The organism is Pseudomonas sp. PSB18, assembly GCF_014596565.1.
Taxonomy (GTDB): Bacteria; Pseudomonadota; Gammaproteobacteria; order Pseudomonadales; family Pseudomonadaceae; genus Aquipseudomonas.
The window spans coordinates 228,699-240,102 of sequence record NZ_NOIN01000009.1 but is presented as its reverse complement, the minus strand read 5'-3'; the positions used below and the strand labels follow the sequence as shown (position 1 = coordinate 240,102).

14 protein-coding genes and 2 pseudogenes are annotated in these 11,404 nt (G+C 58.9%); 5 read left to right on the top strand and 11 right to left on the bottom strand.

All coding sequences use genetic code 11. From position 1 onward, the window contains the following. Positions 1 to 174 precede the first annotated feature (174 nt). Positions 175 to 453: a hypothetical protein gene (locus CGA22_RS21475; protein WP_041024572.1), complete on the top strand. Its 279-nt coding sequence runs from the start codon at positions 175 to 177 to the stop codon at positions 451 to 453. A gap of 57 nt (positions 454 to 510) precedes the next feature. On the opposite strand, the gene CGA22_RS21470 is transcribed toward CGA22_RS21475, so the two are convergent. Both CGA22_RS21470 and CGA22_RS21465 read right to left on the bottom strand, forming a co-directional pair. Further along, the gene (locus CGA22_RS21470; RefSeq protein ID WP_041024573.1) at positions 511 to 699 is read right to left on the bottom strand and encodes a hypothetical protein; all 189 of its coding nucleotides are present in this window, start codon (positions 697 to 699) and stop codon (positions 511 to 513) included. Between the two features lie 144 nt (positions 700 to 843). After that, a complete protein-coding gene (locus CGA22_RS21465; RefSeq protein ID WP_041024574.1) occupies positions 844 to 1,872 on the bottom strand; it encodes a sterol desaturase family protein in 1,029 nt (342 codons plus the stop codon). Positions 1,873 to 2,130: 258 nt separating this feature from the next. On the opposite strand from CGA22_RS21465, the gene CGA22_RS21460 reads away from it, so the two are divergent. Next, positions 2,131 to 2,949, top strand: coding sequence for a DUF1206 domain-containing protein (locus CGA22_RS21460; RefSeq protein WP_041024575.1), 819 nt, complete (start codon positions 2,131 to 2,133; stop codon positions 2,947 to 2,949). 239 nt (positions 2,950 to 3,188) lie between these two features. Here CGA22_RS21460 and CGA22_RS21455 read toward each other — a convergent pair whose 3' ends face one another. The 4 genes from CGA22_RS21455 to CGA22_RS21440 all read right to left on the bottom strand — a co-directional run bounded on the left by CGA22_RS21455 (position 3,189) and on the right by CGA22_RS21440 (position 7,165). Continuing rightward, entirely contained in the window at positions 3,189 to 4,145 is a 957-nt protein-coding gene (locus CGA22_RS21455; RefSeq protein WP_041024576.1) for a 2-hydroxyacid dehydrogenase, read from the bottom strand. An 82-nt stretch (positions 4,146 to 4,227) separates the two neighbouring features. Beyond that, complete coding sequence (locus CGA22_RS21450) at positions 4,228 to 4,986, bottom strand: SDR family oxidoreductase (protein WP_041024577.1); 759 nt, start codon at positions 4,984 to 4,986, stop codon at positions 4,228 to 4,230. A 41-nt stretch (positions 4,987 to 5,027) separates the two neighbouring features. Then, on the bottom strand, positions 5,028 to 5,720 hold the full coding sequence (locus CGA22_RS21445; RefSeq protein ID WP_041024578.1) for a fumarylacetoacetate hydrolase family protein: 693 nt from the start codon (positions 5,718 to 5,720) through the stop codon (positions 5,028 to 5,030). Positions 5,721 to 5,812: 92 nt separating this feature from the next. Further along, the gene (locus CGA22_RS21440; protein ID WP_041024579.1) at positions 5,813 to 7,165 is read right to left on the bottom strand and encodes an MFS transporter; all 1,353 of its coding nucleotides are present in this window, start codon (positions 7,163 to 7,165) and stop codon (positions 5,813 to 5,815) included. A 404-nt stretch (positions 7,166 to 7,569) separates the two neighbouring features. On the opposite strand from CGA22_RS21440, the gene CGA22_RS21435 reads away from it, so the two are divergent. Next, positions 7,570 to 8,502: a helix-turn-helix transcriptional regulator gene (locus tag CGA22_RS21435; RefSeq protein ID WP_041024580.1), complete on the top strand. Its 933-nt coding sequence runs from the start codon at positions 7,570 to 7,572 to the stop codon at positions 8,500 to 8,502. Between the two features lie 19 nt (positions 8,503 to 8,521). Here the strand turns inward: CGA22_RS21435 and CGA22_RS21430 are convergent. After that, a pseudogene (locus CGA22_RS21430) lies at positions 8,522 to 8,836 on the bottom strand (alpha/beta hydrolase); the annotation flags it as partial. Further along, positions 8,782 to 9,045 carry a hypothetical protein gene (locus CGA22_RS27185; RefSeq protein WP_041024581.1) on the bottom strand — a complete coding sequence of 88 codons (264 nt, stop codon included), beginning with the start codon at positions 9,043 to 9,045 and terminating at the stop codon, positions 8,782 to 8,784. The pseudogene CGA22_RS21430 and the gene CGA22_RS27185, both read right to left, overlap by 55 nt. Before the next feature lie 89 nt (positions 9,046 to 9,134). Between CGA22_RS27185 and CGA22_RS27320 the strand changes: the two are divergent. Together CGA22_RS27320 and CGA22_RS21415 are read left to right on the top strand one after the other, a co-directional pair. After that, a pseudogene (locus tag CGA22_RS27320) lies at positions 9,135 to 9,266 on the top strand (TetR/AcrR family transcriptional regulator); the annotation flags it as partial. Positions 9,267 to 9,393: 127 nt separating this feature from the next. Continuing rightward, positions 9,394 to 9,639 carry a cupin domain-containing protein gene (locus CGA22_RS21415; RefSeq protein WP_317451659.1) on the top strand — a complete coding sequence of 82 codons (246 nt, stop codon included), beginning with the start codon at positions 9,394 to 9,396 and terminating at the stop codon, positions 9,637 to 9,639. Between the two features lie 88 nt (positions 9,640 to 9,727). Here CGA22_RS21415 and CGA22_RS21410 read toward each other — a convergent pair whose 3' ends face one another. From CGA22_RS21410 to CGA22_RS21400, 3 genes are all read right to left on the bottom strand, one after another. Continuing rightward, positions 9,728 to 9,955 carry a hypothetical protein gene (locus CGA22_RS21410; RefSeq protein ID WP_041020879.1) on the bottom strand — a complete coding sequence of 76 codons (228 nt, stop codon included), beginning with the start codon at positions 9,953 to 9,955 and terminating at the stop codon, positions 9,728 to 9,730. After that, a complete protein-coding gene (locus tag CGA22_RS21405) occupies positions 9,952 to 10,548 on the bottom strand; it encodes a nuclear transport factor 2 family protein (RefSeq protein WP_223194866.1) in 597 nt (198 codons plus the stop codon). Before CGA22_RS21405 ends, CGA22_RS21410 begins: the two co-directional genes overlap by 4 nt. Positions 10,549 to 10,702: 154 nt before the next feature. Then, positions 10,703 to 11,182 carry a hypothetical protein gene (locus tag CGA22_RS21400; protein ID WP_052435079.1) on the bottom strand — a complete coding sequence of 160 codons (480 nt, stop codon included), beginning with the start codon at positions 11,180 to 11,182 and terminating at the stop codon, positions 10,703 to 10,705. Positions 11,183 to 11,404 lie beyond the last annotated feature (222 nt).

Here is an 11,404-nt window from a genome sequence, read left to right as displayed (position 1 = left end):
TTCTGCTGTGGCAGTAGCACCCTTGTGCTCACAGAACTGTTTTATGGCAGCTGTGCGCGGGAGGCCTTCGGGTCTGCCGGCTCCTTGTGTCTCCGGTTCGCCAACCTGCGTACAGCTGTCACCCTTCGTTTGGCGACGAAGCGTGACAGTTCATTCATGACACAAGGAATTGATATGAACCGCTACATGAGCCTTACCAGCAACGCCGACGACCAACCCTTATACGTCGACACCACTGCCCCCCTCCACGTACTCCTTGACGCAGCAGGCTACCGAATCCGCGCCGTCACCCAGTTCCTGGAAAATATTGCGATGCGTGACGAACGCCCTATCGATCCCACGACGCTTCAGGACCTGGCGCAGCTTTGCTGTATATCCCTGCGCGATGGCTGTGATGTGATGGATGTGATTGCACGACGCCTGGATGCAGCACCCGCCGGGTCCGCTCTGTAAGGCGTGGACATGCCGGAAACCGAAGCCCCCGACTCAACTCGAATCAGGGGCTTTCATTTATAACCAGCCAAATCCCTTGGCCATCATCCCGGCCAGTCCCAGTGAGGCCACGATCAAGGCCGCGAACAGAACCCTGAAGTCCAGCCTGGTTTCGGTGCGATGTTCCCGCAGGTCCACGCCCATTCCGTTCAGTTCATGCCGGATATATTCGACATGGGTCTCAAGCTTCACGACACGCGATTCCATTCCCAACCTCCCAAGGATGCGACCTCATTTCAAGGCCTTAAACGTTGAGATTGCACGATAACTCTTCTCGGCTTTGGACGTTTCTGTATGGAAAGTAGGAGGTTTCGTATTTTCTTGTATCCGCTGACGCTGCAACGACAGGCGCTATGAATACGGCGTCTGCGTCTTGATTCCTCGCAAGCGTTTCCCCGGCAACTTGCCGGCAATGTCGACAAAGGGCGTGACGATCAGGCTGTACACCGTCAGGTATCGCTGGTGATCCTGTTCCCCGGTGCCAAAGCGCAGAGGCTCGGGTCGGGCGTTAGTGACATAGAGCGTGCCGAACATCCAATCCCAGAGCGACAGGTTCGTGCCGAAGTTACGGTTGAAGTGACGTGGCGCATCGCTGTGGTGGATCTGGTGCTGGGCGGGACTGTTCAGCACGTGTTCGAGCACAGGGCCAAATGACAGCCAGACTTGGGTATGACGCAGATTGGCCGCCAGGCTATTGAAGATGAACACCACGTAGGTCACACCGAACAGCCTATAGTGGCTGATCTCACCGCCACTCAGGTACCAGAAAGTACCGACGTAGAGGCCAAGGCAGGCGGTAATGCTCAGGGTTCCGACAATCCTCTCCACAAAATGAATCCGGCTCGCCGTCGCCGGTACCAGCACCGGTGCTGAATGATGGACCTTGTGAAAAGCCCACAGCCAGCGCGAGTGAAACGCCCGATGCACCCAGTAGTGGGTGAAGTCTTTCACCAGGAACACCCCCAGACCATAGAGCAAAGCCAGTGATAACCCGTCCCCCGGACGCGGCCGCGCGCCCCAGAGGTTGTTGAAGAATGCCAGGTAGTCTCCGGATCGCAGGATGTACGGATCGACCAGATGAACGATGGGCAATACCAGTGCGAGCTTGAGGAGCTTGCGCAGTAGGTAGTACCGGCAATCCAGCCACGCAGAGCGATGGAAATACACCCGACTGCCGCCGATGAACTGCCAGAACGAAGGAGCGTCGGTCAGCCCGTGCTGTTTCCTGAAGCGGAACAGGCCATAAGCCACGCCATAGGACGCGCAGAGGAACACAACCCCGAGACGGCCATTGAAGCTGAAAATGCTGTAGAACTGTTCGGTAATGGGTGTGATGACCCACTCGATCAGCCGTTTGTAGATCAGGGAAAACACATCCACGAAAGACCGGCCTCTGCTGAAGAGAGGCCATTGTAGATCAGTCGCTCAGGGGGATGGCGTTCCAGAACCGACGAGGTTGTTCGGGCCCCTCGAAGCGTCGACACACCGACTGAATAACGCGAAACGAACCCGCCAGCGCTACAAGACTCTGTAACGGCTCCTGCAGCCATCAACGCCACCGCTACGCTGCCTTTCACTTCGATCGAACGCCTTCCACCTCGACGGGTCTTCTCCTTATCACGCTTCTGGAATCAGACCATGTCCGCACAAAAGGGCCTTGTTGTACTCGCTCGGGGCGGTTACGCCGCCCGAGGCATCATCTATTTGATCATCGGCATTTTCGCTTTGCTGGCGGCCCAGGACTCGAGCAAACCCAAGGACAGCCACAAAAGCCTGGAGGCATTGCTGAGCCAGCCATTCGGGCACGTATTGGTCGGGCTGGTGGTAGCGGGCCTGCTCGCCTTCGCCGGCTGGCGCATCCTGCAAGCGACGCAAGACGTGGACCATCATGGCAAAGACTTGAAAGGCCTAGTGATACGTGCGGGTCTGTTGGCGGGAGGCGCCGTCAACGGTGCGCTGGCCTTTTTTGCGTTGGGCCTGCTGATCAGCGGCCTTAGAAGTTCCAGCGGCTCAGGAGGTGGACAAACCCGGGACTTGCTGGCCCATCTGCTGTCCTGGGAACACTCCAATGTATTGATCTATCTCGTTGCGCTGGTCCCGCTGGGCACAGGCCTGGCTCACATCATCAAGGGCTGGAAAGCTTCGTTCGAGAAGTACTTCGAAGCGGACGAAGACGTGATGCGCTACGTCCGTCCGGTGTCGCGATTCGGTCTTATCGCCCGTGGCGTGGTCTTCATCGAAATCGCCTTCCTGTTGCTGATCAGTGGTTCAAGCTATAAGGCCATGGATCCACCGGGAATGAGGGAAGCGCTCGATGCCCTCCAGAACCTGCCCGCCGGCAGTATTGTTCTGATGTTGATGGCCCTGGGATTGATCGCCTTCTCGGTCTACAGCTTTGCCGAAGCGTTCTGGCGCCGGATAAACATGGAAGTGCCCGGCGTTGCCACGTTCCAGTAGAGCTGTGTGGCCAGATCCGATGAGCTTCACAACCCTCAACGCCACCATCCCCACCACCAACGTCAGCGGGGTACTGCGCCAGCGCCGGGCCACTAAGTCGCCACACATTCCGCTATCGCGAGCAGGCTCGCTCCCACAAGGGATTCGGGGTGTGCGCAGCATCTGCATACGCCACCGGACCTGTGGGAGCCGGGCTTGCCGGCGATGGCGGCGGTACATTCAATATCTGCGTGACAGTCTCACCCAGTCACACACCCGTGCGGCACTTTTCCGGCAAAACTGTCCAGCAGGCTCGCTACGACCATTTCTCCCATTCGCGTGCGGGTCTGCAGGGTTGCGCTGGCGCGGTGGGGTTGCAGGACCACGTGCTCGTTGCCATACAGGGCCTCGGGAACATTCGGTTCATCGACGAACACATCCAGGCCCGCCCCCGCAATGTCACCAGCGGCCAGCGCCGCGACCAGATCGGCTTCGTTGACCAATTTGCCCCGGGCCACGTTGATCAGGTAACCGCCCTTGCCCAAGGCGTTCAGTACCTGGGCATTGATGATGGCTTCGGCCTGGTCGGCGGCGGCCGCCAGGATCAAGGCATCGCTGGCGCTGGCCAGTTGCTTGAGATCGGCGATGAACGTGTGAGCCACATCGTTCATCGGTTGCAGGTCGGTGTAGCTGATGGTGCAACCGAACGCCGCCAGTCGCGTTGCCACGGCCCGACCGACACGGCCCATGCCGACGATGCCGACGCGCATGCCGGACACCTGGCGGGCCAGCGGCAACGGTGCCAACGGCGTCGCGCTGTGAGGCCATTGGCCCGAACGCACGTAGCGATCGCCGGTGCACAGGCCACGGCATACGGCAATCAATAGGCCGACGGCCAGATCGGCGACGTCTTCGGTCAGCGCGCCGATGGTAGCGGTCACGCGAATCCCGCGATCCCGGGCGTAGGCCAGGTCCACCGCATCGGTGCCCACACCGTTGACCGCCACCACTTCCAATTTAGGCAGCTGTGCCATGAGCGCCTGGCTGATACCGGTATGCCCACCGGTGATCACGCCGCGAATGTGAGCGCCATGTTCCTGCAGGTAGGCCGGTTTGTCGGCCTGTTCGAAATAGCGCCGGACAGTAAACAACTCATTGAGCCGGGTGTTGATTTCAGGAATCAGGATCGGACTGAGTTGCAAGACTTCTGGTTTCATGTGGACCTCATGGAGCGAAAGAGTAGATCGATTCAAGCGTATTGCTGCCCGCTGACGGCTTGGCGGATGCCGGTGTTCAGGCTCAACCGCGACCGGCAAAAGGCATGGCCGTGGCCATGACGGTCATGTTCAGGACGTTGGCCGACAACGGCAGGCCGGCGATGTAGCGCACGGCGTCGGCCACATGCTTGACGTCCACCATCGGCTCTACCGCGATGCTGCCGTTGGCCTGGCGCACACCCTTGGTCATGCGCACCGACATCTCCGTCAAGGCATTGCCGATGTCGATCTGGCTGCAGGCGATGTTGAATTCCCGGCCATCCAGGGCCAGGGATTTGGTCAGCCCCAACACCGCATGCTTGCTGGCGGTGTAGGCGCTGCTGAACGGCCGTGGGGTATGGGCGGAAATCGAACCGTTATTGATGATGCGCCCGCCCTGCGGCTGTTGCCGGCGCATCAGCCCGAAGGCCCCACGGGCACACAGGAAAACCCCGTTGAGGTTGGTGTCGATCACGTTGCGCCATTGCTCGAACGTCAGCTCGTCCAGCGGCACGGCCGGAGCGTTGACCCCGGCGTTGTTGAACACGACGTCCAGGCGTCCGAACGTCACGGTAATGGTTGCGAACAGCGCCTCGACGCTGGCCTGATCGCGTACATCGGTAGGCACCGCCAACGCTTCCCGCCCCTCACTGGCGGCCAGCTCGACCAAGGCCTGCAACGGCTCGGGACGGCGTCCGGCCAATACCAACGTGTACCCGTCTTCCATCAGGCCCAAGGCCACGGCGCGGCCGATGCCGCTGCCGGCGCCGGTAACCAGGGCCACTTTCAATGGGTTGGACATGCTGTCATTTCCTTTTCAAATCCATGGGACGCGTGCCGCGCTCAAGGCCGTTGGCCGACACGCATTTCCAGTTGGCCGATGCCGTCGATGCCGGCGCTGATGATGTCGCCGGGGCGCAACTCGTCTACACCCGCCGGGCTGCCGGTCATGATCAGATCCCCGGCCCTGAGCGACACCGACTGCGAGATTCGGCTGATCACTTCACTGACCGACCAGATCTGGCTGTCGAGGCTGTCGCGCTGGCGCTCCTGGCCGTTCACGCTCAGCCACAACTCACCCCCGAGATGCCCCGCCTTCGCGACCGGCACGATGGCGGTCATCGGCGCAGCACCGTCGAACACCTTGGCGCCTTCCCAGGGCAAACCGTCGCGTTTGGCCTGACGCTGGACATCACGGCGCGTCAGGTCAAGACCGGCGGCGTAGCCCCACACATACGCCAATGCCTGGCTCTCGGGAATATTCGCGCCGCCCTCACCGATGGCCACCACCAATTCGATTTCATGAACGAACTCTTCAGTCACCGACGGAAACGGCACGACACCAACCGCATCCACCACGCTGCTGGCCGGCTTCATGAAGAACACTGGCGGCTGGCGGTTCTGCCCCTGGGCATCGGGCCATGGGTAATTGCGACCGACACAAAACACCCGGCCGACGGGAAAACGCTGTGGGGTACCGACAACCGGCAGAGTCACTGGCAGGTCCGGAGTAAAGACATACTCGGTCATGTTCATCCTGATAAAAGTCCTGATAGAAGCGTCAGCGTACGGCGGCAATCTTTGGCAAAGTTGGAGAAAAGCCGCCTCGTCTTGGAGAAAAACGGGTTTCAGGCTCGGGTCTTGAGTTCTATGCGATACAACCGCCCAAGCAGAAACGAGTAGGACAAGGTGCCCACCAGCGCCACGCCGCCAATGAACCAGAAGGCCAAGGCAAACGAGCCGGTCTTGTGGACAATCGCGCCGATCACGATCGGGGTGACGATGCCGCCGATGTTGGCGGCCAGGCTGGTGATCCCACCGGTGAGTCCGATGAGTTCCTTGGGCGCGACCTCCGACACCGCAGCCCAGGAGGACGAAGCAATGCCCTGGGCGAAGAAGGCGATGGTCAGGATGGCAATGCAGATGACGTTCGAGTCGGTGAAGTTCACCAGGACGATGGACATGCCCAACATCGAGCCCACCACCAGCGGCAACTTGCGGGCAAAGGACAACGAATAGCCACGGCGAATCAGCAAGTCGGAAATGATCCCCGCCAGCAGAATACCCACCGTCGCCCCCACGAACGGCAGAACGGCGAAGATCCCCGCCTTGATCATGGTCAGTTGACGCTCTTCGATCAGGTACGTCGGGAACCAGGTGAGAAAGAAGTACAGCGCCGACGTGCTGGCGAACTTGCCGATGCAGATCGCCCAGACCTGCCGATAGCTGAACAGCTCGGCAATCTGCCGCCAGTTGAAGCGGGTACGCTCCTGGCTGCTCTTGACCAGCCCGCCCCCCGCCTCGATGTACGTGAGCTCTTCCTTGCTGACTTTCTTGCAGTTCATGGGATCGCGGTACAGGTACAGCCAGAGCACACCGAACACAATGCCCAATGCGCCGGTGCTGTAGAACACATGCCGCCAGTCGTAGGTGGTTGCCAGCCATAGCAGCGCACCGGTAAACAACGCCGTGCCCAGGTACTGGCCGCAGACATAGATGCTGCTCGCCAGGCCCCGTTCCCGCGCCGGAAACCACACCGTGACCGCCCGGCTATTAGCCGGAAACGCCGGCGCTTCCATCGCACCGACGGCCAGGCGCAGGCCAAACAGCGAAGCGAACCCCGTGGCAAGCCCCTGACAGACGGTGACCGTCGACCAACTGATCAGCGACATCCCGTAAGTGAATCGAGAACCGAACCGATCGGCGATGAACCCCGCGGGCACCAATGCGATGGCATAAGTCCAGGCAAAGGCGGAAAAGATCAGGCCCATTTCGATCTTGTCCAAGCCCAGGTCCTTGGCCAGGAAAGGGGCCGCAATCGAGATGTTCACCCGATCGATGTAGTTGATGATTGTTGCAATCAACAGCAACGACAGCATGAACCAACGCCGGCGGGACGGCAGCCGGACAGGCGCAGCGGCGTCCAGGACGCTGGCTGCCATCGGCGGCGCGGTGGTCTGGGAAGTGTGGGAATTCGACATGGATGACCCTTCATTATTGTTAGACGTATCGAAATACTTGCCAGCAGCACACCTTGACTGGCCTTGATAGGCGGTGGCTGCATGGCCGCCAATGTGGTCGTACAACCATGCGAAATCAATTGAGGCGTTAGATCGTTTTTTCCTTGGAAAACAGCGATTGATGGGGCTGTCCAAAAAAATCGGCGCTTAAAAAACAGTGTTATTTTTCTTAAAATCCCACCAACTGACTGTTTTTAAAGAAGAATATTAAAAACTGGCACATATCGTTTTTTGGACAGGCCTCGTCTTTCTATCAGACGATAAATTCCATGCTGGACAGCTTGTCATCGTATGACTTATTGAAATTCAATGGACGACACCCGCACAATCACAACGCCCAAGCCGTTGTAGAGGATTCCCAGGAGATGTCATCACCAAGCCAAGTCCCTACCTATTTCATGCAGCAACGCAGCGAATTGACGGACTTTTACATCCGCGACAAAAAGGGCCGGCGCGCCGAAACCAGCCCCCATCGCCACGAGTACTTCCAGATCCAGATCAACCTCGGTGGCGACACCGTGCAGCACATCGGTCATGTCGAGCGTCCGTTCCCGCGAAACACCCTGGCGTTCATCCTGCCCCATCGCGTGCATGTGATTCCGCACCCGGCAGACAGCAATTTCATGGTGATCAACTTCTCCCAGACCTTCCTGCTGCCCCATCTGCAGTGCGACCCGATGGATCTGGAGGAAGTCTCGATTCTGCTGGCACCCGAGTTATCGCCGTTCCGTTTCCAGGAACATCTGGATTTCATTCTGGGCCATGAGGATTTCGCCAAAGTCTGTGGACTGATCGAGCAGATGCGTGTCCTGGACAGGAACCGCCAGTTCGGCACCCGGGAAATCCTCAAGGGGTTGTTGCTGCAGTTGATCGGTAGCGTCTGTGCCCTATATGCCGAGCCGCTCAAGCAGTTGGCCGAAGAGAACGCTGCTGAAATCAGCCGACGCGATGCATTGGGCAGGATGTCCGAATACCTGCGCAGGAATATTGCCGACCCCGACCTCAACCTGATCAAGGTAGCCGCTGCCACCTACCTGTCGCCGACCTACCTGACCCACTGGCTGCGCAAGGAAATCGGCAAGACATTCACCGAACTGGTGCTCGAGCGCAGGATGCACGCGGCACGCAACTACCTGCTCAACGGCACCCGCCCCGTGGGCGAAGTGGCGCGACTGTGCGGGTTCGCCGACGAGGCTTATTTTTCACGGCGCTTCCGCCAGATCCATGGACTGCCGCCGGGGCAGTTCAGGCGGATGCAGCTGGATCCGGACAGACCGCAGTTGGCGTTGAATACGTGACCTTGCCAAGGGCATCGGTTCAGCCCACGGCCCACTGCTTCTGGGTCACGAGCCACTTGAGCACTTCATCCCAGAGCGGTTCTGCCGACGGCCGGAAATACCCCATGTGGCCGATTGGCTGCTTTTTCGTCTCGGGATGGAGGTCCCGTACCCGAAACGGAACGTTGCGATAACCCTTGATAAACGCGTCCCGCGAGACAGGCGGCGCCCAAGGATCATCCACCGCATTGGCGAATACGCAGGGCGTGCGTACCTGTGCGTAAAGCGCGGCGACATCCGTCATGGAAGGATCATCGAAGAAGTAATGGGGATAGACACACCAGCGCCGCCAGTCCGCAATCCCAAGGCATGCCCTCCAAAAGCCGCCCTTGAATTAACGGCCTTAAACACCGGTTCACGCTTCTGCATCATTGCCATGACGCCTTCACGCACGTCTTCGCTCTTCATCAGCGTGAACAGCAGCTCGTTGAGCTTGGAGAGCGCCGCATCGTCACCCTCGTCTCGGGCCTGGAAAGCCGATTGCAGAGTGGCCTTGATCGCCAAAGGAGCCGCCTTGGCAATGCGCTCGGCGTATTCGATGGCACGACCCAGTTCCTGGCCGCGCGGCCTATAGCCAGGCCGAAGCGCAGAGCCTGGCGCGACAATTGGTGGCCGATTTCGAGGGCGCGATCCTGCTGGCCCGGATCTACGGTGATCCGAGTTATATCGATGCCGTGACCGAGCGTGGTTTGCGTCAGTTGGAGCTCGCCAGCGTCAAAGCCTAGAGTTCCCGCTCGAAGCTCTGCTTCAGTTCCTGCCAGATGAGGTCCAGCGGTGTCGAGCTGCGCGCGGCACGGCACAGGGCCACCGAGCCCTCGATGGAAGCAATTGAAACTTCTACGGACTGTTGGCGTGAAAACCCCGTACAAAGCCGTGGCGTTTTTCACCTCACAACCTTCGACATTCGACTGGCGCTTCGACAACGATGAAGCCTTCGTGCTGATCGAAGGCCGCATCGCCATTACCCTGGACACCGGCGAACGCTTCGAGATGAAGGCAGGTGATGCGGTATCTGTTCCGGCAGGTCATACCGGCGTGTGTGAAGTATTGGAGTTCAGCCGCAAGTTCACGGTGGTGACCAGCGGCAACGTGGAGTGATAAATCCACCGTCCTCCAGTCGATCTTTTAACGGCTCGTGATTCAACGAGCCGTTTTCACGAGAATGCCGAATCGTCCCCAATATGCATCAGCGCAGAATCAATACCGCCGCTACCGCTATCACCAACACCACGCCGAACACCATGCGTGCAATCCACGGCGCTGTCAGCCAGACCCCTGTCACCCCGGCAATCTGCCCGAGGTTTTTCTCCGTCAGGCGAAAACTCGGCTCGCGAAAGGGGTTGCCGCATTGAGGGCAAGCGTATGCCTTGTCGGAAATACGGGAAGAGCATTCTGGACAATCGATCAGGCTCATTGCGCTACCTCAGGTGGGTTGAACTTCGGCCACTCAACAGACCACTCATCAGTTCTTTGGTTCTGAGTCGAGCGTAGCCGATTGGTGCGATGCAAAGGGGCAGGTTGCACACGCACCATGAGGTCGTTCAGCACATAGGTATCCAGAAACGCTTTGACCTCAACGACCTGTCCTTCCTTGAACGTCATATGCCATAGGTAAGTATTGTCATAGGGTTTGCGATCCCGAGCGATGGCCTTCCCTTTCCAGAGCACGACCACCACATCGTCCTCGGCAATAATGCTTTGGACAACGGGAGAAATAGGCGTCGCCAGTCGAGCGCTGATGGGGCGTACGGCCTGCTCCATCAACTCCGCCTTGTTGTTGTACACCGCTGAAACCGGACTGGATCCTGCAACGGTCCATTTGGCATCAGGCGCCAGCAGATCGAACACCGTGCCTTTGCCTTGTTGCCAGTTCGTGAACGCCTGGCGTACCAAATGCACATTGGCACGCTGGGTCGCTGTCTGCGCAGCCGAAACAGTACTGATCGACAGGACCAGGCATAGTGCAGCCATCTGAAGACGCAACGCCAAACTCACCCATGGGCCCATGATGTTCTCCTGCTGTGGATGGATTTCAGGAGAACCTTAATGGCACGCGCCCGGAAGCTTTTGCTCGATGCTGCTGCGAATTTGCCCGATGCTATTTGGCAAACCCGAAGGGAGCCCAAGATGAACACGTCCGGATCAAGTTCCGCTTCGCCGCCTATTGCCGAGCGTATTTGGACAAGGTCGCCTTAAGCGCATCGGAAGCGAGCGCAACCAGGATAGGCTGGGCATTGGCTTGCATGTAGCGACCTATCCCGGCTTGCCGTTCTTGCACTTGCGACGCGTACTTTGAAGCGCGGCCTTGCGCGACGAGCGACGACAACTCTTCCTCGCTGAAGGTCTTCTCATAGGCGACGGCCAGGCTCTCATCCCATTTGGGCTGGTATCGCGGCAGCAGCGCATTGATCTCGTCGGATAACGCACTGTTCGCACTGGCGTTTCCAAGCTTATCGGCGATCGTCGCGTAGGTTGTCGTGCGCTTCGCCGTCAACAGCGCCAGGGAAGGGAGCTTTTTGCCCAACCCTGTCCGGGCAACAAGTGCCCGCGCCTCATTAAGCGAAGCAGCATCAGCTTGAACGGTGGTCGAGCATGCGACGAGCAGTGTCAATGCGACAACTGTCGACGAAATCCTTTTCATTTCCCATCCCCCATCGGATAGCAATGGATTTCAGGGTAGTTTCATCCCTCAAGCCATGCCACCGCGGAGGCACCGTACGGTCGGTTTTTTTGCCTCACCAGATGGCAAAAGGCCCCTGATTTCATTGAGAAATCAGGGGCCTATCGTGCATCGAATGAGGGCACGAACGTGCACCGAATGAGGCATGAGGAGGGTGGAATGCACCCTTGTCTCATCCTCTGC

Coding starts and splice junctions, on each gene's coding strand:
- CGA22_RS21475 (WP_041024572.1), top strand. CDS start 175: ATGAACCGCTACATGAGCCTTACCAGCAACGCCGACGACCAACCCTTA.
- CGA22_RS21470 (WP_041024573.1), bottom strand. CDS start 699: ATGGAATCGCGTGTCGTGAAGCTTGAGACCCATGTCGAATATATCCGG.
- CGA22_RS21460 (WP_041024575.1), top strand. CDS start 2,131: ATGTCCGCACAAAAGGGCCTTGTTGTACTCGCTCGGGGCGGTTACGCC.
- CGA22_RS21455 (WP_041024576.1), bottom strand. CDS start 4,145: ATGAAACCAGAAGTCTTGCAACTCAGTCCGATCCTGATTCCTGAAATC.
- CGA22_RS21450 (WP_041024577.1), bottom strand. CDS start 4,986: ATGTCCAACCCATTGAAAGTGGCCCTGGTTACCGGCGCCGGCAGCGGC.
- CGA22_RS21445 (WP_041024578.1), bottom strand. CDS start 5,720: ATGAACATGACCGAGTATGTCTTTACTCCGGACCTGCCAGTGACTCTG.
- CGA22_RS21440 (WP_041024579.1), bottom strand. CDS start 7,165: ATGTCGAATTCCCACACTTCCCAGACCACCGCGCCGCCGATGGCAGCC.
- CGA22_RS21435 (WP_041024580.1), top strand. CDS start 7,570: ATGTCATCACCAAGCCAAGTCCCTACCTATTTCATGCAGCAACGCAGC.
- CGA22_RS21410 (WP_041020879.1), bottom strand. CDS start 9,955: ATGAGCCTGATCGATTGTCCAGAATGCTCTTCCCGTATTTCCGACAAG.
- CGA22_RS21405 (WP_223194866.1), bottom strand. CDS start 10,548: ATGGGCCCATGGGTGAGTTTGGCGTTGCGTCTTCAGATGGCTGCACTA.
- CGA22_RS21400 (WP_052435079.1), bottom strand. CDS start 11,182: ATGAAAAGGATTTCGTCGACAGTTGTCGCATTGACACTGCTCGTCGCA.